This is a genomic window from Aquirufa sp. 5-AUSEE-100C1, assembly GCF_054558655.1.
On record NZ_JBPXKO010000002.1, the window covers coordinates 77,633 to 102,722 of the forward strand.

26 protein-coding genes are annotated in these 25,090 nt (G+C 42.0%); 12 read left to right on the forward strand and 14 right to left on the reverse strand.

Features of this window, described 5'->3' with window-relative positions; genetic code table 11:
• On the reverse strand, positions 1–729 hold the full coding sequence (locus tag ACMH5P_RS04190) for an ABC transporter ATP-binding protein (protein ID WP_459493067.1): 729 nt from the start codon (positions 727–729) through the stop codon (positions 1–3).
• A 95-nt stretch (positions 730–824) separates the two neighbouring features.
• On the opposite strand from ACMH5P_RS04190, the gene ACMH5P_RS04195 reads away from it, so the two are divergent.
• Positions 825–1,730 carry a prohibitin family protein gene (locus ACMH5P_RS04195; protein WP_459493068.1) on the forward strand — a complete coding sequence of 302 codons (906 nt, stop codon included), beginning with the start codon at positions 825–827 and terminating at the stop codon, positions 1,728–1,730.
• Positions 1,731–1,763: 33 nt separating this feature from the next.
• On the opposite strand, the gene ACMH5P_RS04200 is transcribed toward ACMH5P_RS04195, so the two are convergent.
• A complete protein-coding gene (locus ACMH5P_RS04200) occupies positions 1,764–2,984 on the reverse strand; it encodes a bifunctional 3,4-dihydroxy-2-butanone-4-phosphate synthase/GTP cyclohydrolase II (RefSeq protein ID WP_459493069.1) in 1,221 nt (406 codons plus the stop codon).
• A gap of 63 nt (positions 2,985–3,047) precedes the next feature.
• Between ACMH5P_RS04200 and ACMH5P_RS04205 the strand changes: the two genes are divergently transcribed.
• Entirely contained in the window at positions 3,048–3,791 is a 744-nt protein-coding gene (locus ACMH5P_RS04205; RefSeq protein ID WP_459493070.1) for an ABC transporter ATP-binding protein, read from the forward strand.
• Here ACMH5P_RS04205 and ACMH5P_RS04210 read toward each other — a convergent pair.
• The 3 genes from ACMH5P_RS04210 to ACMH5P_RS04220 are packed head-to-tail and all read right to left on the reverse strand — an operon-like array spanning position 3,775 to position 6,706.
• A complete protein-coding gene (locus ACMH5P_RS04210) occupies positions 3,775–4,563 on the reverse strand; it encodes an amidohydrolase (protein ID WP_459493071.1) in 789 nt (262 codons plus the stop codon). The genes ACMH5P_RS04205 and ACMH5P_RS04210 overlap by 17 nt on opposite strands.
• 12 nt (positions 4,564–4,575) lie before the next feature.
• A complete protein-coding gene (locus ACMH5P_RS04215) occupies positions 4,576–5,946 on the reverse strand; it encodes a DUF4270 family protein (protein ID WP_459493072.1) in 1,371 nt (456 codons plus the stop codon).
• Positions 5,897–6,706: a glycogen/starch synthase gene (locus tag ACMH5P_RS04220; RefSeq protein ID WP_459493073.1), complete on the reverse strand. Its 810-nt coding sequence runs from the start codon at positions 6,704–6,706 to the stop codon at positions 5,897–5,899. The genes ACMH5P_RS04215 and ACMH5P_RS04220 overlap by 50 nt, the downstream gene beginning before the upstream one ends.
• Before the next feature lie 132 nt (positions 6,707–6,838).
• On the opposite strand from ACMH5P_RS04220, the gene ACMH5P_RS04225 reads away from it, so the two are divergent.
• From ACMH5P_RS04225 to ACMH5P_RS04235, 3 genes are read left to right on the forward strand one after another with little or no spacing between them, the layout of a single operon-like run.
• Positions 6,839–7,831, forward strand: a complete 993-nt coding sequence (locus tag ACMH5P_RS04225; RefSeq protein ID WP_459493074.1) for a lysylphosphatidylglycerol synthase transmembrane domain-containing protein — start codon at positions 6,839–6,841, stop codon at positions 7,829–7,831.
• Positions 7,812–8,291, forward strand: coding sequence for a D-glycero-beta-D-manno-heptose 1-phosphate adenylyltransferase (gene rfaE2, locus ACMH5P_RS04230; RefSeq protein WP_459493075.1), 480 nt, complete (start codon positions 7,812–7,814; stop codon positions 8,289–8,291). Before ACMH5P_RS04225 ends, rfaE2 begins: the two co-directional genes overlap by 20 nt.
• Before the next feature lie 4 nt (positions 8,292–8,295).
• Entirely contained in the window at positions 8,296–8,973 is a 678-nt protein-coding gene (locus ACMH5P_RS04235; protein WP_459493076.1) for a zinc metallopeptidase, read from the forward strand.
• Positions 8,974–9,106: 133 nt separating this feature from the next.
• Here the strand turns inward: ACMH5P_RS04235 and ACMH5P_RS04240 are convergent, their stop codons facing one another.
• Entirely contained in the window at positions 9,107–10,822 is a 1,716-nt protein-coding gene (locus tag ACMH5P_RS04240) for an amino acid permease (protein WP_459493077.1), read from the reverse strand.
• Between the two features lie 87 nt (positions 10,823–10,909).
• On the opposite strand from ACMH5P_RS04240, the gene ACMH5P_RS04245 reads away from it, so the two are divergent.
• A complete protein-coding gene (locus tag ACMH5P_RS04245) occupies positions 10,910–11,914 on the forward strand; it encodes a glycosyltransferase family 2 protein (protein ID WP_459493078.1) in 1,005 nt (334 codons plus the stop codon).
• Here ACMH5P_RS04245 and ACMH5P_RS04250 read toward each other — a convergent pair.
• A complete protein-coding gene (locus ACMH5P_RS04250; protein ID WP_459493079.1) occupies positions 11,911–12,132 on the reverse strand; it encodes a PspC domain-containing protein in 222 nt (73 codons plus the stop codon). The genes ACMH5P_RS04245 and ACMH5P_RS04250 overlap by 4 nt on opposite strands.
• A gap of 313 nt (positions 12,133–12,445) precedes the next feature.
• On the opposite strand from ACMH5P_RS04250, the gene ACMH5P_RS04255 reads away from it, so the two are divergent.
• Complete coding sequence (locus tag ACMH5P_RS04255) at positions 12,446–12,640, forward strand: cold-shock protein (protein WP_130895221.1); 195 nt, start codon at positions 12,446–12,448, stop codon at positions 12,638–12,640.
• Between the two features lie 136 nt (positions 12,641–12,776).
• On the opposite strand, the gene lysS is transcribed toward ACMH5P_RS04255, so the two are convergent.
• Complete coding sequence (gene lysS / locus ACMH5P_RS04260) at positions 12,777–14,489, reverse strand: lysine--tRNA ligase (protein WP_459493080.1); 1,713 nt, start codon at positions 14,487–14,489, stop codon at positions 12,777–12,779.
• Positions 14,490–14,662: 173 nt separating this feature from the next.
• Here lysS and ACMH5P_RS04265 point away from each other — a divergent pair, with 173 nt between their 5' ends.
• Positions 14,663–16,138: a Do family serine endopeptidase gene (locus ACMH5P_RS04265; protein ID WP_459493081.1), complete on the forward strand. Its 1,476-nt coding sequence runs from the start codon at positions 14,663–14,665 to the stop codon at positions 16,136–16,138.
• A gap of 149 nt (positions 16,139–16,287) precedes the next feature.
• Here ACMH5P_RS04265 and ACMH5P_RS04270 read toward each other — a convergent pair whose 3' ends face one another.
• Positions 16,288–17,271 (reverse strand): pyruvate dehydrogenase complex E1 component subunit beta, encoded by a 984-nt coding sequence (locus tag ACMH5P_RS04270; RefSeq protein ID WP_459493082.1) that lies wholly within the window; start codon positions 17,269–17,271, stop codon positions 16,288–16,290.
• 142 nt (positions 17,272–17,413) lie between these two features.
• Between ACMH5P_RS04270 and aroB the strand changes: the two genes are divergently transcribed.
• Entirely contained in the window at positions 17,414–18,442 is a 1,029-nt protein-coding gene (gene aroB, locus ACMH5P_RS04275) for a 3-dehydroquinate synthase (RefSeq protein ID WP_459493083.1), read from the forward strand.
• Here the strand turns inward: aroB and gatC are convergent, their stop codons facing one another.
• The 4 genes from gatC to ACMH5P_RS04295 are packed head-to-tail and all read right to left on the reverse strand — an operon-like array spanning position 18,443 to position 20,789.
• On the reverse strand, positions 18,443–18,730 hold the full coding sequence (gatC, locus tag ACMH5P_RS04280) for an Asp-tRNA(Asn)/Glu-tRNA(Gln) amidotransferase subunit GatC (RefSeq protein ID WP_459493084.1): 288 nt from the start codon (positions 18,728–18,730) through the stop codon (positions 18,443–18,445).
• Entirely contained in the window at positions 18,717–18,905 is a 189-nt protein-coding gene (locus ACMH5P_RS04285) for a hypothetical protein (RefSeq protein WP_459493085.1), read from the reverse strand. Before ACMH5P_RS04285 ends, gatC begins: the two co-directional genes overlap by 14 nt.
• Positions 18,906–18,908: 3 nt before the next feature.
• Entirely contained in the window at positions 18,909–20,411 is a 1,503-nt protein-coding gene (gene gltX / locus ACMH5P_RS04290) for a glutamate--tRNA ligase (protein ID WP_459493086.1), read from the reverse strand.
• 3 nt (positions 20,412–20,414) lie between these two features.
• The gene (locus ACMH5P_RS04295) at positions 20,415–20,789 is read right to left on the reverse strand and encodes a RidA family protein (protein WP_459493087.1); all 375 of its coding nucleotides are present in this window, start codon (positions 20,787–20,789) and stop codon (positions 20,415–20,417) included.
• A 76-nt stretch (positions 20,790–20,865) separates the two neighbouring features.
• On the opposite strand from ACMH5P_RS04295, the gene ACMH5P_RS04300 reads away from it, so the two are divergent.
• Positions 20,866–21,759: a DMT family transporter gene (locus tag ACMH5P_RS04300; protein WP_459493088.1), complete on the forward strand. Its 894-nt coding sequence runs from the start codon at positions 20,866–20,868 to the stop codon at positions 21,757–21,759.
• A 342-nt stretch (positions 21,760–22,101) separates the two neighbouring features.
• Here the strand turns inward: ACMH5P_RS04300 and ACMH5P_RS04305 are convergent, their stop codons facing one another.
• Complete coding sequence (locus ACMH5P_RS04305) at positions 22,102–23,196, reverse strand: chorismate mutase (RefSeq protein ID WP_459493089.1); 1,095 nt, start codon at positions 23,194–23,196, stop codon at positions 22,102–22,104.
• 112 nt (positions 23,197–23,308) lie between these two features.
• Here ACMH5P_RS04305 and ACMH5P_RS04310 point away from each other — a divergent pair, with 112 nt between their 5' ends.
• Together ACMH5P_RS04310 and ACMH5P_RS04315 are read left to right on the forward strand one after the other, a co-directional pair.
• A complete protein-coding gene (locus tag ACMH5P_RS04310; RefSeq protein ID WP_459493090.1) occupies positions 23,309–24,505 on the forward strand; it encodes a proline dehydrogenase family protein in 1,197 nt (398 codons plus the stop codon).
• Entirely contained in the window at positions 24,505–25,089 is a 585-nt protein-coding gene (locus ACMH5P_RS04315; protein WP_459493091.1) for a lipoprotein signal peptidase, read from the forward strand. The genes ACMH5P_RS04310 and ACMH5P_RS04315 overlap by 1 nt, the downstream gene beginning before the upstream one ends.
• The last annotated feature ends 1 nt before the right edge of the window (position 25,090 follow it).

The window sequence follows — 25,090 nt, forward strand, 5'->3', positions numbered from 1 at the left end:
TTAAATCAATTTAGTCGATAAAAACTCTTGCAACGAAGGAACGTCATTGGTCAACAAATTCTGATTACTTCCCTCCCAAATCTTCTTACCGTCTTTTAAAAATATAATGTATTCGCCCATACGCATCACCGAATTCATGTCATGGGATATCACAATGGTCGTGATATTAAACTCTTTGGTGATTTCTTGAATCAGCAAATCAATTTTAACAGCTGTCAACGGATCAAGCCCTGAATTGGGTTCATCGCAGTACAGATACTTGGGATTCATGACGATTGCTCTCGCAATACCTACACGTTTCTTCATCCCTCCGGAAATATCGGATGGCATCTGATTGGCAGCAGCCTCCAAACCCACACGCTGAAGACAAAGCATCGCGCGCGCATTTTTTTCTTCCGCCGTCTGCGAAGTCAAGGTATCCAACGGAAAACGAACATTTTCCAAAACCGTCTTGGAATCGAATAAGGCTCCTCCTTGAAAGAGAACACCCATTTCCCGACGAATCGCTTTGACCGTATCTTGGTCGGCCTGTAAAAAATCCCGACCGTTATACAAGACCTCTCCGGCTTCAGGCTTTAAAATTCCAATCATACACTTTAACAATACACTCTTTCCTGTTCCACTACCTCCGATCACCATGTTAATTTTTCCAGGCTGAAAACTTGCGTCTATCCCATCTAAAACAACACGACCGTCAAATTCTTTGTGTATGTGCTTCAACTGAATCATATCCAAAATTAGCTATATTTTGCCGAAAAACGTTACCCCCAATTTGAATTTAAACGCAAAGAAATATGTACCTTTCAGCCTAAATTATACAAATTATGCTACTCATCATTTTAAGCGTTATGGCATATCTTGCCAGCAAAGCCATCGACAATCCCAATCTGATTTTCTCAAAATTTGCAAGACCCTTGCGAATTACTGCCCTTGTATTATTCATTTTGGGCATTTCTTCTTCCACGATTAAGCAAATTGATGCTGGTGAAGTGGGTGTGCAAAGTGTATTTGGTAAGGTCTCTGAAGGAACCCTATCTAGTGGATTAAATATCGTAAATCCCTTAGCCTCGATAACCGTATTTGACGCGAAAACACAAAACTATACGATGTCGGCCGTCCATGACGAAGGAGATCGCGAAGGGGATGATGCCATTCGTGTGTTAACTGCGGATGGACTAGAGGTCGTGGTTGACTTAACTGTTCTTTACCGCATCCTACCATCCAAGGCACCCACGATCTTGAAGGAAATTGGACCAGATTATAAGGACAAAGTCGTTCGCCCGATTACGCGAACTATGATTCGTGACAATGCCGTGTATTACGATGCGGTAGCCTTATACTCCTTGAAGCGGAATGAATTCCAAGCGCGTATCTACAAAGATATTGAAAACAATTTCAAGAAAAGAGGTTTGGTCTTGGAACAACTCCTCATTCGTAACATCAATCTTCCTAACTCCGTGAAGCAAACGATCGAGTCGAAAATCAATGCCGAACAAGATGCACAGAAAATGCAATTCGTTTTACTGAAAGAAAAGCAAGAGGCAGAAAGAAAGCGTGTAGAGGCGCAAGGTATCGCGGATTACCAAAAAATTCTATCAACGGGACTTAGCGACAAGCAATTGCAATACGAATCCATAATTGCGCAAAAAGAGTTAGCTAAATCACCCAATACCAAAGTAATCATCATGGGAGGCAACAAATCAGCACCCATTATTTTAGGAAACAACTAATAAAAAAAGGCTCCGAAAAATCGGAGCCTTTTTTTATTTCTTTAAAATGGTATGACCCATTTTATCTCGTTTCGTCTTGAGGTATTGCTCATTGTGCGGATTCGAGGGAATCTCAATCGGAAGCGAATCAACAATCTCTAATCCGTAGCCCAATAAGCCCGCGCGTTTCTTCGGATTATTTGAAATCAACTTGATCTTACGAATGCCTAAATCTCGCAGAATTTGCGCTCCCACTCCATAGTCGCGCTCATCCATCGCAAAGCCTAATTCCAAATTCGCCTCGACCGTATCACGCCCCTGCTCCTGTAGTTTATAGGCCTTTAACTTATTCAATAAACCAATTCCTCGACCTTCTTGGAACATGTATAACACAACTCCTTTTCCAGCTTTTTCGACCATCTCCATCGCTTGGTGCAATTGACCTCCGCAGTCGCACCGACAAGAACCAAAAATATCTCCCGTCACACACGAACTATGCACACGTACCATGACAGGCTCATCGGCTTCCCAAGTACCTTTAATCAAAGCTAAATGCGTATCACCCGTATTCTTCTGCTTATAAGCAATAAGGTCAAAATGACCCCATTCGGTAGGCATATCCACTCCTATTTCCCGTTGGATTAAGGATTCTGTCGCCAATCGATATTCAATCAAGTCCTTGATGGTCACCAACTTCATATCGAATTTATCCGCAATCTTCCGTAAATCAGGTAAGCGCGCCATCGATCCATCCTCATTCAGGATTTCAATCAAAACACCCGATGGCTTAAAGCCGGCTAATTTGGCAAAATCCATGGAAGCCTCCGTGTGACCCGTCCGACGAAGAACTCCTTCGGAACGGCTCTTTAAGGGGAATATATGTCCCGGCCGACCCAAATCCGAGGGCTTTGTAGCAGGATCCACTAATGCTTGAATTGTTTTTGCCCGATCTTGCGCAGAAATACCCGTAGTACATCCATGTCCCAAAAGATCCACAGAAACAGTAAATGGGGTTTCATGCGAGGTCGTATTTTGATCCACCATCATCTCCAATCCCAGCTCAACACAACGCTCATTCGTTAAGGAAACGCACATTAAACCACGTGCCTCGCGAATCATGAAATTGACAATCTCAGGCGTAATTGCCTCAGAAGCACAAATTAGGTCTCCCTCGTTTTCCCGATTTTCATCATCGGCCACTATAATCATCTTCCCTTGACGAATATCCTCAATCGCATCTTCAATGCGGTCCAAACGTATACTATCCTCCTGCATATTGTCCTATTTTAAAAACGAAAACACAAAGGTAAGCAGAAATAGTTCCCATTTTAGCTACCTTTGTCAGATAAAATCAAAGATTTGCGTATGTCCATCGAAGCCAAAAACCTCAGCAAAACTTATGGCGCCCAACATGCCGTAGATGCCATTCAGTTTAAAGCGGATGCCGGGCAAATCGTTGGCTTTCTAGGGCCCAATGGCGCGGGTAAATCCACGACCCTAAAAATGTTAGTTGGCCTCATCAAACCCAGTTCCGGAGAAGCATACTTAGCCGGAACACGCGTGGAATCGGATTCGGTCACAATTAAAAAAGCACTGGGATATTTAGCCGAAGACAATCCGGTATACCCCGACATGTATGTAAAGGAATTCTTGGCGTTTATCGCTTCGGTGCATGATCTGCCCTCAAAAACTAGAAATGCTCGGATTCAAGAGGTCATTGAATTGACGGGGCTACAAAAAGAACAGCACAAGAAGATTCACATGCTTTCCAAGGGCTACCAACAGCGCATTGGAATTGCTCAAGCTATTCTTCATAATCCGTCCATTTTAATTTTGGATGAACCCACCAGCGGTTTGGACCCGAATCAAATGGAAGAAATCCGTCAGCTCATACAGTCCTTAAAACCAGGAAGAACCATCTTGTTTTCCAGCCACATCCTTAGCGAGGTAGAAGCCATTTGCGACCGCTTATTAATTATTAATCAGGGTGTTTTACAGGCAGATTGCAGTATGCAAGAAGCCAAGGCTTTTCCGGGTGGACTCAGCCAATTTTTCCAAGAAAAAACTAAGGCAAAAGCGTAAACGAATCGGCATCTAAATGGGCCGGAAATTTCGTTCGAAAATCCAATAGATCCTCCAAAGATAGGCTTTGGGTTTCGATTGCTTCATTTGAATGAAGTGCCGACATATCCTCCCCTTTGAATGACACAAAACCAGAGGCTCCCTCGTAGGCTAATTGATTTCCGTCTACTCCGATGCGATTAACCCCAACGACATAAGCCAAATTTTCAATGGCACGCGCGCGCAATAAACTCGACCAAGCATGGGTACGAGCAGCTGGCCAATTCGCCACATAAATCGATAAATCATATTGTAAACCTACATTTCTGGACCAAACCGGAAATCGCAAATCATAGCATATAAAAGGAGCGATCCGCCAAGATTTATAGGTAATAATTGTCTGCGATTGACCCGCCGTATAAAAGCCATCCTCCTGCCCCATCCGAAACAAATGCTTCTTATCATAGGTATCCATCTGACCGGAAGGATGTACGGCAAATAAACGATTATAAAACTTACCAGAATCCTTAATTTTCAAACTTCCAATTAATAAAACGTTCAAGCGTTGCGCCTGCAATTTCATCCATTGAACGGTAGGTCCACCCGAAATTTCAGCACCTTTATCTGACATGCTAAAGCCCGTACTAAACATTTCCGGCAATACAACCACATCGGTCTGACCTTGTAGGACCTGCAGACGTTCTTCTAAATTCGCACAATTAGCAATAGGATCTTCCCAAACCAGATCGGTTTGCACATAACTTACCCGTAAATCTTGATTCGGGGTAGACATGGTACCTGAGAATTAGTTGGCAATATAGGAATAATATATCCGGATCTTCGTCTTCATCGCATTCAGCGGCACAAAACGAGCAGACTCACTGACCATTTTTGTATATCCTGTTTGACTTGCGAGAAGCGTAGGAGTTACCAAAAAGCCCAAATTACTTTTACGACCATTTAAGACAGACTGTAATTCTGTCGTGATATTAAAAGTATAGGTCTTTTGACTTGAGCTATAGTTAGCCGTTTGAATTCCTGATCCACCTTCCGACATTACGTATCCTAATCCGTATACATTTCGAATAGGTCTGTTATTCCCATCAACTTGCAATAAAGTCAATTGATTTAGGCTATGATTTAAATCAATATCATCCGTGGTCTGAAGAACTAACTCAGCCTTATTTACAGCAATATTCCGATTACCTTTCAATTTAAGCAAGGTAGGAAAATCAATTTTAGTCACTAATCCAGACCCCGATTGAACATAAGTCACATTACCTGTCGTTGAGGCAGGAACAGAATTACCCGATTTTGTCAGGGCAGCCAAAGGACCTGACCGATCAATATTGTACTGATTAAAACGAGCTTGAACTTCCGTCATCATGGCGCTAGATAAACTGAAATAATAATTCAGCGTATATTTTGTCGTATCATTGGGATTGTGCCAATGGAGTGTCATGCGAGAATAAGCCGGCGAAAATCCAATCAAGGCAGATTTAGAAGCAGTTGAGGATTTAAATACCAATCCAGGAAATGAGGCACGAAAAGCGGATCCACCCCCCGCTAACGATTTATCAGAATATTTGGCAATTAGCTCATTTCCCAATGCCTTAGACATGTGGAAATTAAGCGTATCCAGTTTCAAAGAATCCCCATTTGCGGCGCGCGAACGTATAGGACGCGGACGAAAAGTAACCGAACCAACGGTGCTTGATTGGTAGGGCAACGAAGAATTTGTGAAATAATCCTTCGACAAACTCAAACTGTCCTTCAACTTGTAAACATTCAAGGTATGTACCTGATTCGTATCTCCTTGAAAGTTCTTGTACACCAAATGCATTTTAACGGAGTCGAGGATCGAAGTATTTTTGGCAAACAAGGAATCAGCATTCGCAATCTGCGTGTAAGCCGTCGATTCAAATGTTCCTAATGTTGGATGAAAAAACGAACCCACCAAAAAAGTCGTATTCGCCTGCGTTTGAATGGAATCCATCAAAACAGTGCTCGAATTGACACGTAAGGTATCTGTAAAATTGAGGCCAACTTCCACACTAAATAAATCTGCTCCAATTTCTTTGGGAGCATCACAGGAAGCGAGAAAAAGGGAAATAATCCCTACCCATTTAATTGCCGGCCAACTCAATGTACGTTTTTTCGAAGAAATCGAGGTCATTATCGGCAATATTTTGGAAGGTTTTATCTTGAAATTCATCAATAATCGGTTGAATACGGCTATTATCCGCATTTACTAAAGAAACTATTTTATCCGCAAACTCGGCACCTATTTTGATAAATGCGCCATAATCCGCTGCATCTAGGCTCGACAAATGCTCATCGTCCATATCGCCTATTTTCACTTTCTCCTTTAAATCGTCTGCTGAGAACGTAAAATCAAAGCTCGTATTGTGTGGAGAGAAAATAGTTTTCGAATCTTTAAAGATCGGGTGATTGCGGTAATAAGACGATATGTATAAGGGAACAAAGCTCGACATCCAGTCATTGCAATGAATGACATCTGGCGACCAACCTAACTTAATCACTGTCTCTAAAGCACCCTTACAGAAGAAAATTGCACGTTCATGGTTATCCGCATAAAATACTTCTTCCTTATCCGTTAACACATATTTCCGCTGAAAATAATCCTCATTATCAATAAAATACACCTGCAATTTCGCCGCTGGAATACTCGCAACTTTAATGGTCAATGGCTTTTCCTCATCACCCATAGGAATCGTAATTCCTGATAAACGAACAACTTCATGTAAGCGATTTTTACGCTCATTGATTGAACCGAAACGAGGCACCAAAATTCGAATTTCCATCCCACGCTCTTGCATAGCTGTTGGTAATGCGCGAACAAAATCAGCTATTTTGGATGTATTGAGGAAAGGATCAACCTCGCTGGAAACGTAAAGAATACGCAATTTAGACATGCTAAAATTAGTTAGGGGAATTTATCCCAAAAAACAAATGCAAAAATATAAAAAATATACCATAAATCCGCACTTTTATTAATTAAAGGTCTTTATTTTGCCTATTGATTTTCATACTGAATCCGCTATTGCATGTTTAAAGCAATCTTAAAATATTCCATTTCCACTTTATTAGCTGCTGGTCTACTTTACTGGGCCTTTTCCAAAAGCGACTTACACTGGGCCGATATTTATCAAACGGCTCAAACGGCTAATTACCAGTGGATTATCATTTCGATTATCATTTCCTTGCTTTCGCATTGGCTCAGAGCCCTTCGTTGGGAGCAATTGTTAGAGGCCATGCAATATCATCCCGGAACAACGCGGACGTTTTCGGCTGTCTTGATCGGCTACTTTGCTAATTTTATCGTTCCTCGGATGGGCGAGGTTTCTCGCTGTGGTTCGCTCCAAAAAACGGCCAACATTCCATTTGAGAAATCGTTTGGGACTGTTATTACGGAACGAATTGTCGACTTACTGGGTCTGGCAGCCGTGGTAGCAATCACTTTTGTGGTCGAATGGAAACCGATTCAGCAATTCCTTTTTCCTAATTTCCAGCTCCCTCCGACCATTTTGCTTGCCGGTTTAGCTGCCGGAGCCATCGCATTCTTTGCGCTTTTTTGGATTTTAAGAGATCGAATGATTATTCGATGGAATCAATTTGCTACGACCAATAAAGTAGGTCAATTACTCAACGGATGGTTTACCGGAATCTTAAGCATTAAAGAGGTAGAAAACCCTGCTAAATTCATCCTGTATACCATTTTAATTTGGGTTGCGTATTATGCAAATACATACACCTTGCTCTTAGCTTTTCCAAGCAGCGAGGGTTTAGGGTTAGCCGCTGGATTAACTGTTTTAGTCATGGGAACCTTCGGAATGGCTACCCCCACGCAAGGAGGAATTGGCGCCTATCATAGCCTCGTAGCGTCCACGCTCAGTTTTTATTTGATCCCGCTCAAGGAAGCAACCGTATTAGCCACCTTTTTTCATGGAACTCAAATGGCAACAATCTTGTTATTTGGCGGATTGAGTTTTATCATTACATTTTTCTTACCTAAAAAGAATGCAGGAATCGAGTCATAAAATTTGCTCATTGACGGAGGCAAACGTTCGTCGGGCTTCATGGAAAGAGAACAATGAGACGGTCGTTTTCACCAATGGTTGCTTCGACATTTTACATCTCGGTCACGTCGATTATTTAGAGAAAGCGAGAGAAGCAGGGACCAAAATGATCGTAGGCGTGAATGCGGATTCATCCGTGCGCCAATTGAAAGGCCCATCTAGACCTGTTAATAATGAATATGCTCGAGCACGAATATTAGCTTCATTGCAATTCGTCGACATGGTCATTATATTTGAAGAGGAAACGCCACTCGATTTAATCAATACCTTGTTGCCAGACGTTTTGGTCAAAGGTGATGACTATTCGATTGAAACCATCGTAGGCGCCAAAGAGGTCATTGCCAATGGTGGAAAAGTGACAACGATTCCGTTAGTACCGAGTTATTCAACGACAAACATTATTCAAAAACTTAAAAATTAATACGATGTTCATAGCAATTATTTTTGGTGTATTGGGAATGCTAATTTCTTGGCGTTTAAAATCCAAATTCAAGACCTATTCCGAAACGGCCTTGCAGAGTAATCTGTCAGGGCAGGAAATCGCGGAACGTATGTTGGCCGACCACGGTATTCATGATGTTCGGGTAATCACTGTAGAAGGTCGTTTGACAGATCATTACAATCCGGCCGACAAAACCGTAAATCTAAGCCATGATGTCTATTATGGTCGGAATGCAGCGGCGGCAGCGGTTTCTGCCCACGAATGTGGGCACGCGGTTCAGCATGCGAGAGCCTATAGTTTCTTACAATTTCGCAGTGCGATGGTGCCCATGTTAAATATTGCAAACGGATTCATGCCCCTTTTACTAATGGCAGGAATGATGGTTCTTTATTCAACAGGAAACTCAACGATTCTCGCGATTGGGGTCGCTTTATTCGCCTTAGCCACCTTATTTAGTTTCGTAACCTTGCCGGTGGAATTTGATGCATCGAACCGCGCCTTGGCTTGGATTAAAGCCAACAATATTGTTACATCAGCGGAATATGAAATGTCAAAAGATGCACTTTGGTGGGCCGCTATGACATACGTAGTCGCTGCGTTAGGGATGTTGGCCCAACTTTTATACTACCTTAATTTGTTAGGTGGAAGAAGAGAGGATTAGACGTTAGACTTTAGACGTTGGACGTTGGACGTTAGACTTTAGACGTTAAGGCTGGAACAAATAGAGTTGCCAATTTGATTTTATTGGGATTTATCCCAATATTCTCTAAAGTCCAACGTCTAAAGTCTAACGTCTACAGATTAAGTTTACTTTTCCGATAGCTATATCCAAAATAAATTAACACCCCCGCTAGACACCAATAGGCAAAACGCTCCCAGTTGGTCGCCCCCATTTGCGTCATCAAGTATAGATTTACCAATAATCCTAGCACCGGGATTAGAGAGAGTTTATGGCTGAAGCAATAAATCGACAATACGCCCCAAATCAAGAAGAATCCTGTCATGATCCAATGATCGGCTATAGCTTCCCCCTGCAAACAATCCGCCATCCAAGCAGACCAGGCTGCTGAATCAGGTAAAGATAGATACAAAGCAATAATCCAGGCCAATCCCACCCAAATCGAGGCATTGAGATACGGAATCTTAAACTTCGATTTCTTTTGATTCTCAGGATCCAAATCCAAAATTAAAACTCCCGCACAGACCAACACAAAGGCAAACAACGTACCGATACTGCTCAAGTTAATCACCTCTTCCAAATTGGCAAATAATGCGGGAACTCCCACCAAAACACCCGTCATGATGGTCGAAAATGAGGGTGTACGGTATTTGGGATGAATTCTTGAAAAAGCCTTTGGAAGCAGACCATCCCGCGACATGGTCATCCAGATACGGGGTTGGCCTAATTGATAGACCAACAAAGCACTGGTCAAGGCAATCACCGCACTTGCAGCAACAACTCCCGCAACGCCAGGTAAATTTACCTTCATGAACATAAATGCCAATGGATCCTCGATGCCGGCCAACATATGGGATGGAACGATTCCGGTTAACACCAAGGTAACCATAACATATAAAGTTGTACAAATAATAAGTGCCCACATCATGGCTTTGGGAATATCCCGTTGGGGATTTTTACACTCCTCGGCCGTAGTTGAAATCGAGTCAAATCCAATGTATGCGAAACAAACCGCCGCGACACTTTTCAATACCCCCGAAATTCCATTAGGTGCAAAAGGCGTCCAGTTTTCTACCTGAACATAAAAAGCGCCTACACCGATCACTATAGCAATTACGGCAAGCTTTAAAATCACTAGAATATTATTGGTGTTTTTGGATTCCTTGATTCCGATATATACTAAATAGGTGATAGCAACCGTGATCAATAGGGCCGGCATATTGGCAACAAAATGCCAACCAAAAATCGTGGGGGCCGACTCATATGCCAAATAACCTTCCCGTAAGTTGACAGGTAAAGTAGCCAAAGATTGCCCGGATTGCAGAATTGGTGATGCCTCGAGGAAAGCTCTTTTGGCCGACAAAAAATCCATCGTCAAGAACTCGGGAACATGCATGCCAAGACCTTCCAATAAATCAACAAAATACTTCGACCAAGAGATTGCCACAGCTACGTTGGATATGGCGTATTCCAACAAAAGATTCCAGCCCAATATCCATGCCACGATTTCACCCAAACTCGTGTAGGCATACGTATAGGCACTACCACTAATCGGAACAGTGGCAGCAAAACGTGCATAGCAAAAAGCAGTAAACATACAGGCAAGGGCTGTAAAGACAAAAAGCATAGACACAGCCGGGCCGCCATTCGCTGAAGCTTGACCAATCGCGGAAAATATACTCGCCCCGATAATGGCCGCCACACCCATAAACGTCAAATCACGAACACCTAAGTTGCGATGCATTTGGCCACCCTCCAACTGCTCAATTTCCAGTTGGTCCGAAATAATTTTATCAATGGACTTCTTACGAAAAAAGGTCGACCACATCATATAGCTTGGTTGATTAGAATAATGAATGACAAAAATACATCTTTCTCAAAGAAATTCTAATTAAACGAAAAGCCTTACCTTTGTTGCATGTCAATAGCTATCGTCATATTGAATTTCAACGGCAGGGCTTTTTTAGAAAAGTTTCTCCCCAAAGTCATCGCAACAAGTCCTGAAGGGGAAATTTATGTGGCGGATAATGGATCAAAAGACGATTCAGTCCATTGGTTAAAAACCCAATTCCCGAATATCCATTGTATTGAATCCGCAACTAATTTAGGCTATGCGGGGGGCTATAATTATGCGCTCAAACAAATTGAGGCTGACTATTATGTCTTGATGAACTCCGACATCGAACCCAAAACGGGTTGGCTTGGTAATTTATTGGCTTATTTCAACTCAAATCCCAATATAGCAGCCGCCCAACCCTATATTCTCTCCTACCATGAACCGGATAAATTTGAATATGCCGGAGCCGCAGGCGGATTTTGGGATAAATACGGATATGCATTTTGTCGGGGAAGAATATTTGATTCGATCGAAACACAAAACCACCAGTACCCGAGCAGCCTAGTTAATTGGGCAACGGGGGCTTGTTTGATGATTAAATCAAAGACATATTGGGAAGTTGGCGGACTTGATGCCTATTTCTTTGCCCACATGGAAGAAATAGATCTTTGTTGGCGCCTCCAACGTGCCGGCCACAACATCGCGGCAGTCTCTACCAGTGAGGTATACCATGTAGGCGGAGGAACACTACCACAAGGAAACCCAAAGAAGACCTATCTGAATTTTAGAAATAATTTGATACTTCTTTACAAGAATCTGGAACCCAGTAAACGTTTCGGAATTCTATTTATACGTATGCTACTAGATGGATTGGCGGGAGTTCAATTTCTATTCAAGGGGGAACTGAGACAAATCTTAGCCATTCTTAAAGCACATCGCGATTTCTATCGCTACTTACTTTTTGAAAAAAATAAGGAAAACCTGCCCTTAAGGCTGTCTAAAAAGTATGTGAGCAGTTACGATGGAAGCATCGTATGGGACTATTTTATTCGAAAAATCAAATACTTCTCAGCGCTAAAATTCTAAATATCCCAAACAGAGGGGTTATTGCGCTGACGTAAATACCGACGGATATTCATCCAAAAAGCCAAGATAAGGTAAATGATAATTGGCGAACCAAGCGTCAAAAAAGAAGTGTATATAAAATACAGTCGAATGCTACTTGTGGAGATTTTAAACTTATCCCCCAGACGTGTACAAACTCCAAAAGCCTGATTTTCAACAAAGTATTTCAATCTGTACATCGAGTTTTATTTTAAGTCCTACAAAATTAGATTTTTTTATTCAATTAATAAAAAAACTAACTTGAATAAAAAAAGTTCAATAAATAATTAAAATAATTAAAATTTATTTTCAAATAACTGATAATTAATTGTAAAATGCTTGCATACAATTTTATTTTTTCTACATTTGAACACTTAAAAGATTTAATTCAGCCACAATTCAGACTTCCCTCCTCTAGTATCTTCCTCTATTTATAGTTTTTGATTCTAAAGTTTGCATAGTCTTTCGTCGCGGAACAGTCGATTTAAGTATTAATTTTTTAACATTATTTTTATGCAAACTGGTAAAGTAAAATTTTTCAACGAGACTAAAGGATTTGGTTTCATCGTTGATGATCAAACAGGCGAAGACATTTTCGTACACGTAACTGGCCTTTCAGGTGTTACGATTCGCGAAAACGATTCAGTATCTTACGAGGTAACTGATGGAAAGCGCGGAGCAAACGCAATCAACGTAAAGAAAATCTAATTTTTCTTTCGTTTAATTTGATTAGAGCAAATCAGTAGATTTCAATATATCCTATTGCCCCATTGATCTCTAGTTAAAGAGAATTAAAAAAAGCCTTCTTCGGAAGGCTTTTTTTGTATTCAATGAATTTGTCTTGTTAACCGATCCAAGCAATTACCTCTTCTTTTGTGGGCATCGAAGCATCAATCTTTAATTTCTTCCGCATTCCTCCCAAGTCATTAAAGACCTTGTTTGGATTCGCTTCTTTCAATTGAGCTAATGTCAAAATTCCCATCTTTTGCAAAGCAGGAATCCAAATCTCAGGTACACCCGCACTCGCGAATTCACTATCCGAGGACACCTCTTTTATTACTTCTGGACGCATTTGAGGGAAGAACAAGACTTCCTGTATCGAAACTTGATTGGTCATTAACATTGTTAGACGATCAATTCCAATACCAATTCCAGAGGTTGGTGGCATCGCATATTCCAGCGATCGTAAGAAATCGTAATCCATCGCCATCGCCTCATCATCTCCTTTCTCTGCCAAACGCAATTGATCTTCAAAACGCTCCTTTTGATCAATCGGATCATTTAATTCTGAATAAGCATTGGCAATTTCTTTTCCGTTGACAAATAGCTCAAAACGCTCAACCAGACCTACTTTCGAACGATGTTTCTTCGTCAATGGGGACATTTCCACCGGATAATCCGTAATGAATGTCGGCTGAATTAAATTCGCCTCTACCTTCTCTCCGAATAATTCATCGATCAACTTCCCTTTCCCCATTTGCGCATCAACCTCCATACCGAGGCTCAAGCAATGCTTGCGTAATTCGTCTTCCGACATCGCATCCACATCTACGCCTGCGTATTGTTGGATAGCACCTGAAATCGTTAAACGAGGATAAGGTCCTGCGAATTCAATTTCATTATCCCCTACACGTAATTTAGTCTGACCATGCAAGGTTTGTGCCACGGTTTGGAAGATGGTCTCTGTCAAATCCATCATCCAGTGGTAATCTTTATAAGCCACGTAAAACTCCAATGAAGTAAATTCCGGATTGTGCGTACGGTCCATGCCCTCATTACGGAACATCTTACCGAACTCATATACGCCATCAAAACCACCCACGATCAAACGCTTCAAATACAATTCATTCGCAATACGCAAGTAAAGCGGCATGTCTAGCGTATTGTGATGTGTATTAAAGGGACGAGCCGCGGCACCCCCATGAACCGCCTGTAAGACAGGGGTTTCTACCTCTAACCAACCGCGCTCATCGAACATCGAACGCATCGTCGAAATAATTTTGGCGCGTTTGATGAAAATATCTTTTACCTGAGGGTTAACAATTAAATCCACATAACGCTGACGATAGCGCATTTCTGGGTCGGAAAAGGCATCATAGGTTTGACCATCAGCTTCCTTTACCACCGGTAGTGGACGCAAGGCCTTAGACAATATGGTGAACTCGCGTACGTGAACCGAAATCTCCCCTACTTGCGTGGTAAAGGCATATCCTTTGACCCCGATGATATCACCAATGTCGAGTAATTTTTTAAATACGGTATTATAAAGTGATTTATCCTCGCCTGGACATAAATCATCCCGACGGAAATACAATTGAATACGCCCTTCCGCATCTTGTAATTCGGCAAATGACGCATTTCCCATGATTCGGAAGCCCATCAAACGACCTGCCAAAACAACTTCCTGATAATTCCCTTTTTCAGGTGCGTAGTTCGCTAAAATTTCCGTTGAATGGACATTCACTGGATAGGCAGCCGCCGGATAGGGATCAATCCCCAAGACCATTAACTCTTGTCGCTTTTGTCTTCTCAGCTGTTCTTGTTCACTTAAAATCATCAGAATGTATGGGATAAAATGAAGCAACAAAATTAGCCATTTCTCCTCGCAAATAAAAGTTGATTTGAATTCTTAAAACTTGTTAATTCAAAATTCAAACATGTTTGTTGGAACAATTTTTGCGTTAAATTCGTAAATCAAAATCTAACCCTTTTATTAATCGCAAGATGGAAATGAAAAATCAATTAAAATCCTATGTAGTCATTGCGCTCCTTTCCAGCGGGGTAACCTTGGGAGCCTACCAATTATTAAATTTAGGGAATCAAACGAATTTCAGTGATTCTCCATCCGCATTCTCTTCAAATGTTTCTAATATTTCAGCAGCCGGCGCTCCAGGAGAGTTTACCTATGCAGCAGAAAAATCTACTCCAGCGGTCGTACATATTAAGACCAAAATGGAGCAAAGACAACGTCAATATTCAAGTCCATTCGATGACTTGTTTGGCGGCTTTGGAGATCCATTTGGCGGCGGAGGCCGTCGGCAAGCACCCCAACAAGCCGAAGCATCGGGCTCTGGGGTAATCATCAGTGCCGATGGATACATTGTGACCAATAATCACGTGGTGGAAGATGCCTCTGAAATTTCGGTTATTTTAAATGATAAGCGTGAGTTCAAGGCCAAGGTCATCTCGACCGACCCATCATCGGATTTAGCGGTGATTCAAATCAAGGCGACCGATCTTCCATTCATGACTTTCGGTGACTCGGATGCCTTAAAAGTAGGTGAATGGGTACTTGCCGTGGGAAATCCATTCAATTTGGAATCTACGGTAACCGCAGGTATCGTTTCGGCCAAAGGTCGTCAAAATATCATCGATCGTAATGAAGACCGCGCCGCGAATCCCTTGGAATCCTTTATTCAAACAGATGCTGCGGTAAATCCGGGTAATTCTGGGGGAGCCTTGGTGAATTTGAAAGGGGAGTTAATTGGTATTAATACGGCTATTTATTCACGTACAGGCCAATTTGCTGGATATTCCTTTGCTGTTCCCGTGAGTATTGTGAAGAAAGTTTCAGCCGACTTAATCAAATACGGTAATGTTCAACGTGGCTTCTTGGGCGTAAGTATCATGGAGGTCAATGCCAAATTAGTGGAGGAAAAAGACCTAAAAGTTAATACAGGTGTATATGTGGGTGGCTTCTCTGAGAATTCTGCCGCGAAAACAGCCGGAATCAAAATCAATGACGTTATTACCAAAATCGACGGCATTGAAACAAAAACCACGGCAAAATTGATGGAAATCGTAGGTCGTAAGCGTCCAGGTGAAACGCTGAATGTGACCGTTAACCGTGATGGTCAAAACAAAGATTTCACTGTTACCTTGAAAAACAAGGATGGTAACACGTCCATTGTCAAGAGCGAATCTGGGGAATCGTATAAATCAGAATTCTTGGGTGCGAAATTTGGCGCTTTGAGTAGTTCCGACAAAGAGAAATTCAACGTAAGTACCGGCGTGAAAGTCATTGAGATTTCACCTGACGGCCGTCTAGAAATGTATGGATTATCAAAAGGATCTATCATTACAAAGATTAACGACAAGGTGGTTAACAACCCGAAAGAAGCAGCCGAATTATTAGAATCTCGTAAAGGTCGTGTGAAGTTAGAGGGTATCGACGTGGATGGATCGAGGTTTATTTATGTGTTGTAACAGTGGACAGTGGCCAATGGTCAGTGGTCAGTGGTCAATGATGAAAATAAAGGCCACAAAAAAGCCCTGCTTGGAATTCCGAGCAGGGCTTTTTTATTTGATACTAGAATCAGCAAACAACTGACTACTGTTTACTGACTACTGACTACTTATTTCCGATACATCACCGTCTTCACCGCATCAATCGTGCGAGCTACGTTCGGTAAAATCTCCTCGATTAAGGTTGGAGCGTATGGCAATGGCAAGTCACGTGAATTCACACGAACCACCGGCGCATCTAAATAATCAAATGCCCAACGCTGTAAATGGTAAGCAATTTCAGATGAAATGGCTGATAGTGGATTAGCCTCCTCAACAACTACACAACGATTCGTTTTCTTTACAGATTCCACAACAGCTAAATAATCAATCGGACGTACGGTACGCAAATCAATTACTTCCGCATTGATTCCTTGCTTTGTCAACTCCTCTATGGCTGGCAATACAACACGTGGCAACATCTTACCAAAAGTCACAATAGTCACATCCGTTCCTTCCTTCACGATATTTGCCTTACCGATGGGAATCAAGTATTCACCCTCTGGAACAAGTCCCTTATCGCCATACATCAATTCAGATTCCATGAAGATAACCGGATCGTTATCACGGATAGAAGCTTTCAATAAACCTTTAGCATCTGCCGGTGTAGCCGGAACCACCACCTTTAATCCAGGTGTATTCGCATACCAATTTTCAAAATTCGACGAGTGCTGAGAAGATAATTGACCTGCATTTCCCGTAGGTCCACGGAAAACAATTGGACAAGAATATTGACCGCCGGACATCGACATCAATTTAGATGCGGAGTTAATTACTTGGTCAATGGCCACCAACGAGAAGTTGAAGGTCATAAACTCAACAATCGGACGCAAACCATTTGCGGCAGCTCCTACCCCAATACCCCCAAAACCTAATTCAGCAATCGGTGTATCAATAACACGCTCCGGACCAAATTCGTCCAACATACCCTGAGACACCTTATAAGCACCATTATATTCCGCAACTTCCTCTCCCATTAGGAATACAGTTTCGTCGCGGCGCATTTCCTCTTGCATAGCCTCACGTAAGGCTTCTCTAAATTGAATTTCTCTCATATGATTTCTAAGTTTTGGGCATTCCCAAGCAGCGACAAAATTAGGCAAGAAAAAGCATACCACAAAACCAAAATTCAGGTTAGAATCGGTCTATTTTAGTAAAATCATCGTATTTTTGACATTATATCGAATAAATCCAACTATGTCCGTTCAAATAGGCCCTATTTCCGAGTCCCTTTCGTCATTTTTACATCAGCATGATTACTCACACATCGCTGTCATCGTGGACGAAAAGACCCAGAAGCATTGCCTACCTTTGATCCAATCTTTACTCCCACAGAAATTCACAAAAATTGTGATTCCTTCAGGAGAAGACCACAAAACCCTTAGCACTTGCGAGAAGATTTGGGCGGCTATGACGAAGGCTAATATGGATCGCCATGGTCTTGTGATTAATTTAGGTGGAGGCGTCATCGGTGACATGGGGGGATTCTGCGCCTCTACATATAAGCGTGGAATTGATTTTATTCAAATCCCAACGACCCTGCTAGCCCAAGTAGATGCGAGCGTAGGCGGGAAACTAGGCATCGATTTTCACGGATTAAAAAATCACATTGGCGTATTCCAATTACCCAAAACGGTTTTAATTGACCCCAACTTCATCCAAACCTTACCCGAAAGACAGAAGCTTTCCGGCTATGCTGAAATCATCAAACATTGCTTAATTCGTGATGCGGATAAGTGGGACATCATTGCGCATTTGGATTTTGACCAAGTGGATTTAGCGGATTTGATTGCTCATTCCGTGGAAATTAAGAAGGCCGTTGTTGCCGAAGACCCCAAAGAAGCTGGATTGCGAAAGATATTAAACTTTGGCCATACGCTAGGACACGCCGTGGAAACCTACTTATTAAGCCAAGGCAAACGAGCTATTTTACATGGAGAAGCTATCGCCGTGGGTATGATCACCGAAGCCTATTTAGCAAAGGAAAGAGATTTGATTTCGACAGATGAGTTAGCAGCCATCGAGGCCATGTTGTTTGCCACTTATGGACGGGTCAACCTAAAAATTGATGAGATTCCTGCCATCATCGCCCTAACGGCGCAGGATAAAAAGAATAAAGGAACGGAAATTCGCTTTTCTTTATTGACTGGAATTGGTGATTGTGGTTACGACATTCCCGTATCCAAAGCCGAAATGAAAAAGGCCTTGGAGTATTACATCGCCTAATTATTCGATAACCTGAGGTACTTTAAAATACTGCTCATTGGTATCCGGCCCTAAAGCCAAGGCCTTCTCACGAGAAAGTGTATTGCTCGATTGATCTTCCCGTAAATGATTCAAAGCCGAAGTCATGTGCGCCAAAGGGGCAACTCCCTCCGTATCCACCATATTTAATGCTTCCATCCAATCCAAGACCTTATTGATCGAATCCTGCATCTCTCCCACTTTCGATTCTTTCAAATCCAATCGGGCCAAATGGGCAATTTTTACGACATCCTCTTTACTTACCTTCATCTTTCTTCGTTCTTAATTTTTTATCCTCAGGCATCTCCTTATCTAAAAAAGCATTGAGTACATCTCGATCTAGACTTGATGTGATTTGACCCAAGGAATCAATGTTCATTTCAAATCCTGCTAAATCCGGATGCACTTTAGGTGCCTTAGGTTTCGATTTTGCATTGCCTTTCATAACTTATAGCTTGGGGAAAATTTGCAATGCGGTATTCAAACGATCAATTACCTGATCTTTGCCCCATAATTGCATGGAAATCATCAAATCAGGGCCAGCTCCATTTCCACTTAAAGCTACACGTAGCATTTGCATCACTTTTCCCATCTTAATTCCACCCGCCTCTAAACAATCATGAATAGCTTGTTTGATACGATCCGCATCCCAAACCGAAACTTGCGGTAATGCTGTTGCTATCAACGCTAAACCATTCGCAGCTTCTTGATTCCATTTATTCTGAATCACTGCTTCGTCGTAAACACTTGGTTTTTCAACAAAAGACGCAACCAAATTCGATAACTCCTGAGGGAACGTAATGCGATCCAAAAATAAGCCAACAAACGCTATGGCTTGGTCAGTTGGCAAATTCCCTAAATATTCCTTTGCCAAATCCGCTGGCGACTGTTGTTTTAGGTATTGCTCATTAAACCATTTGGCCTTATTCACATCGAATTTGGCTCCAGCTTTATTAATACGCTCCAACGAAAAGGCTTCTACCAATTCCGTTAGGCTAAATAATTCTTGTTCCGTGCCAGGGTTCCAACCTAAAAAAGCTAAGAAATTCAAAGTTGCTTCGGGTAAATATCCTTCTTGCTTAAATCCTTTGGAAACCGCACCCGTTTGAGGATCCATCCATTCCATGGGAAATACAGGGAAACCACCCAAGTCGGCATCTCTTTTCGACAACTTACCATTACCCTCTGGCTTCAGCAACAAGGGCAAATGTGCAAATTGTGGTGCTGTCCAACCGAAGGCTTGGTATAATAAAATATGTAATGGGGCCGATGGCAACCATTCTTCTCCTCGTATCACATGGGTAATTTCCATGATGTGATCATCCACGACATTCGCCAAATGGTAGGTGGGCATGCCGTCCGATTTCATCAAAACCTTATCGTCGATACTCGAAGTATGTACATGCACCCAATCGCGAACCGAATCTTGAAAGCGAATCTCGCCTTTCGCCGGAACTTTTAAACGAATAACAAAGGGTGTATCTGAATCCAATAAAGCTTTCACCTCATCCGCGGGCAAAGCCAACGAATTTCGCAATTTAACACGCGTCAAAGCATTGTATTGAAAGGCAGAACCTTTGCTTTCAAACATCGCACGCATAGCATCTAATTCCTCAGAGGTATCAAAAGCATAATAGGCCTTTCCATCTTGAATTAATTGATCTGCATAGGCTTTGTATAAATCCTTACGCTCACTCTGACGATAGGGAGCGTGTGGCCCCGAGGCGCCTACCCCCTCGTCGGGGCTGATGCCCAACCAGGCTAAACTATCTAAAATGTATTGTTCGGCACCTGGCACAAAACGGGTTTGATCGGTATCCTCCACACGAAGAATAAAGGTTCCACCCATTTTTCGGGCAAAAAGGTAATTATACAACGCTGTTCTTACCCCACCGATATGCAAGGGACCAGTTGGACTAGGAGCAAAACGAACGCGAACAGATGCGGACATATATTATGATTTATAGGCAATACAAGAAATTTCAACGCGAACGTCTTTCGGTAGTCGGGCCACCTCAACCGTCTCCCGTGCCGGCGGATTCTCCGGAAAATAGGCACCATACACTTGATTGATTTTGGCAAAATTATTCATGTCTTTCACGAAGATGGAACATTTCACCACGTTATCGTAGGTACATCCAGCGGCTTTTAAAATATGACCTAAATTTTTCATGACTTGGTCAGTCTCTTCCTCAATGGACGCACCAGATTCAAAAACGCTTAATGCAATTTGACCAGAAACATAAATTGTCCCATTCACCTCAACAGCTTGTGAATAGGGGCCAATGGCCGCAGGGGCATCAGGAGAAAAAATTATTTTTTTTGTCATACCTTTGAAATAAGAGATGCAAGTTACCAAAAATTGACTGAATCTCGAATTAGGCGGGGACGGAATCTAGATTTTCATGCGTAAAAAAATGCACAAGGTTTGGTACAGAAATAAGGGCATCGGATACATGCTGATTTCTTCGCTGTGCTTTGCACTGATGTCGGCCATCGCCAAATCCATGAGTGCCCGCTTCGGGTCGGTTGAACTGGTATTCTTCCGCAGCGCCGTGGGCCTCCCCTTTTTGTTGACGAGTTTATATCGCCGACCGGCCATTCAGCGCGGCGGCAAACTTTATTTTATTATCCTACGTGGATTGTTGGGTGCATTTACCTTGTACTGCCTCTTTTATACCTTGGAGCACCTGGGCTTATCCTTAACGAATACCTATGGACAGGCATTCCCCTTATTCATTGCTATTTTTAGCTATTTAATATTCCCCGATGAACGATTGAGCGGCAAACAGGTATTGTTTTTGTTGGTCGGCTTTTTTGGTATTCTTCTGATTTTCCAACCGGAGGCCACCGGACAATGGTTTAACCATGCAACCGGAATCGTTTATGCCATGGGAACTGCGTTGGGATATTTGGCGATCAAGGAAGCGCAAAAATATTATGACTCACGCTGGGTTGTGGTATCCTTCATGGGTGCGGGCTTAATTGCTTCGGTGATTTCCCTTTGTCTGGGTACCTTTGGCGACATGCCAAATAGTTTTTTCACAGGCAAATGGGTTATGCCCACATCCTTCGAATGGATTCAAGCACTCATCATGGGTTTATTAGCCTTAGGCGTACAATATTTCACTACTCAAGCATTGTTGCATGAAAAGACAAGCATCGTAGGTGCCGTGGGAAATAGCGCCGTTGTCTTTTCCATCGCCATTGAAATCGCCTTGGGTCATGGTTTCCCGACGCTCTTGGTGTGCTTAGGGATGGTGTTGGTGGTTTGGGGGAGCTATAAGGTTAGTCGTTAGACGTTGGACGTTAGTCTTTAGACGTTAGACGTTAGTCTTTAGACGTTAGTCTTTAGACGTTGGACGTTAGTCTTTAGACGTTAGACGTTAGTCTTTAGACGTTAGACGTTAGTCTTTAGACGTTGGACGTTAGTCTTTAGACGTTAGACGTTTGAATTTAGACGTTGGACGTTTGAATTTAGACGTTGGAAGTCATATCTTTTTCCCTGAAATCGAAAAGTAAAGCAAAAAATCCAACTTCTATTGAATAACGTCCAACGTCTAAAGACTAACGTCTAATGTCTAAAAAGCAAAACCCCAAGATTTCTCCTGGGGTTCCAAATTCAAAAAGCGAAATATAAATTAAGCCGTAGCTGAATTCATCACTTCCGTTTGCTTACGAATAGATTCCAAGTGAACTAACTTGAACATCTCCTCTACGAATTCAGGATACAAACCTAAACCCTTCGCTTGATTCGCGCGATCATTGTGTAACTGCTTCCAACGATCTAATTGCAAAACTGCAACGTTATTATCACGCTTGTATTCGCCTAATTTCTCTACCACCGACATACGTGCTGCCAATACTTCCATTAACTCACGATCGATGTTGTCAATTTTCTCACGTAGGCTAGCTAATTCATCCGAGAAATCAGAACCGTAATTCGCATTACGAACTTCTAATTCGCGTAACATTTCACCCAATTTCTCAGGAGTAACTTGTTGGGAAGCATCCGACCAAGCCGCATCTGGATCACGGTGCGTCTCGATAATCATACCATCGTAGTTCAAATCCAAAATACGTTGAGACAATTCCATCAATAAAGCACGCTTTCCAGCCATGTGAGATGGGTCACCAATCATTGGCATTTGAGGGAACAAACGCTTCAATTCAACAGCCATCGCCCACATCGGTGAGTTACGGTATTTCGTTTCCTGTGCGTTTGAAAAACCACGGTGAATAGCTCCCAATTTCTTAATACCTGAACCTTGTAAACGCTCAAATGCACCTACCCAAAGCGCCAAATCTGGATTAACCGGATTCTTTACCAATACGGGTACATCAACCCCTTTCAAGGCATCCGCTAAATCTTGTACGTTGAACGGGTTCACCGTTGTACGAGCACCAATCCAAAGTACATCAACACCATATTTTAATGCTAATTCAATATGCTCAGGCGTAGCTACTTCAATTGCCAAAGGCAAACCGGTTTCCTTTTTCGCTTCCACCAACCATTTCAAGGCTGGCTCACCCATACCTTCAAAGCTTCCTGGACGTGTACGAGGTTTCCAGACTCCCGCACGCATGATGTGTGCATATCCTTCCGCCTTAATACGACGGGCAGTTTCTAATACTTGTTCCTCAGTTTCAGCTGAACATGGACCCGCAATAATCAACGGCTTGCCACCAGTCTGAATCCACTCTTGCATAGGTACAATGTCTAAATTGGCATTCATAATTTTCAGATTTACAAGGCTTTCGCCCCAAACATTTTGTTTATTTTATTTTATACTTCACCGATTCAACGGATTATTAATTCTCTTATATTTGCAAGCTATTTCAAAATCAATGAACAAAACAACCGCTTCAACCTTACCTAAAATATCGTTCGAAGACACGAAAATTGCCTTTTCAGCAAAATCCAATTACCAACTCAAGAAAGCCTATTGGATATTTGCTTTAATGAACCAAAATTGGCTTGTAAAGTTAGGGACTTTTTTTATCAAATTGTTCCTTTTCCTACACTTTCCCATCAAAAAACTGATAAAATCTACCATTTTCGAGCAATTCTGCGGAGGGGAAACGATTCAGGAATGCGAAGCGACCATTGATCACCTACATAAATTAAAGATCGGAACCATCCTAGACTACTCAGTCGAGGGAGAGGAAAATGAAAAATCCTTTCAAACAACCAAACAAGAAATCCTTAAAACGATCCAAAAAGCCCATGAGAATCAAGCGATTCCATTTGCCGTTTTTAAGATGACCGGAATCTTTCAAGTCGAGCTACTCGAGGAATTCCAAACGGAATCAGGATTATCTGAAGAAAATACAGATGCATTTAATCACAGTAAGGAATTACTATCCGAAATTTGTCAAGCCGCACACGATTTAAAAGTTCGTCTTTTCATTGATGCCGAGGAGAGTTGGATTCAAAACACCATCGATCAGTTAACCTACGAGATGATGGAGCGTTTCAACAAAGAGCAAGCCATCATTTACAATACCTTTCAAATGTACCGTGTGGACATGCTGGATAATCTATCCCTTGCAATTCAAACGGCAAAAGATAAAAATTACTTTTTGGGTGTGAAATTGGTACGAGGCGCTTACTTAGAAAAGGAAAGACAGCGTGCGCACGAAGACGAATATTCGGAACCTTTGCATAAAGACAAGGAACATACCGATCATGATTTTAACGCCGGCACGTTGGCATGTTTGGCTAATATCAACCAAGTACATTTTTGTATTGGTACCCACAATGAACAAAGTTGCCAATTGCTGATCGAAGAAATGGCAAAGCAAAATATGGCCAAAAACCATCCCAATATCTACTTCGCTCAGCTATTAGGCATGTCGGATAATATTTCCTATAACCTGGCAGCAGCGGGTTATAACGTAGCCAAATATGTACCCTACGGGCCTGTAGAATCTGTTATGCCTTATTTGTTCCGCCGCGCGGAGGAAAATAGCTCAATTGCGGGACAGACTTCCCGCGAGTTTACCCTATTGCTCAACGAAGTTAAACGAAGAAAAAACGCCTAATGAAATCGAATTACCGCTATTTCCTATTGAGTTTGTTGATCATCGCGTTAGACCAAGCCATCAAAATGGCCGTACACTTTTACATGGAACCGGGTTATTACGGTCAAATTGAAATTATCAGCCCCTATGTGAAGCTACATTATACGCTAAACCCGGGTATGGCTTTTGGGATCCAACTAGGATCTGATTATGGAAAATTAATCTTAACGAGTTTTCGAATTTTAGCCATGTTTGGGATTGGCTATTTCTTATATAAACTAACGGTCAAGCAATCAAAACCATTATTACTCGTTTGTACAGCTCTTATTTTAGGTGGAGCGATCGGTAACCTGATTGATTCTGTGTTTTACGGCGTTTTATTTAACAATGCACCGCTTGACGCACCGATGCAATGGTTTCACGGTCAAGTAATCGACATGTTCTTTTTTGATTTTTGGGAGGGTATATTACCCACTTGGATACCAATCTGGGGCGGAACTTACTATTCGACACCGATATTTAATTTTGCAGATGCAGCCATATTTTGTGGCGTGGTGACTATCTTGTTTTTTCAGAATCATTTGTTCCAACAAGATCAAGAATAAA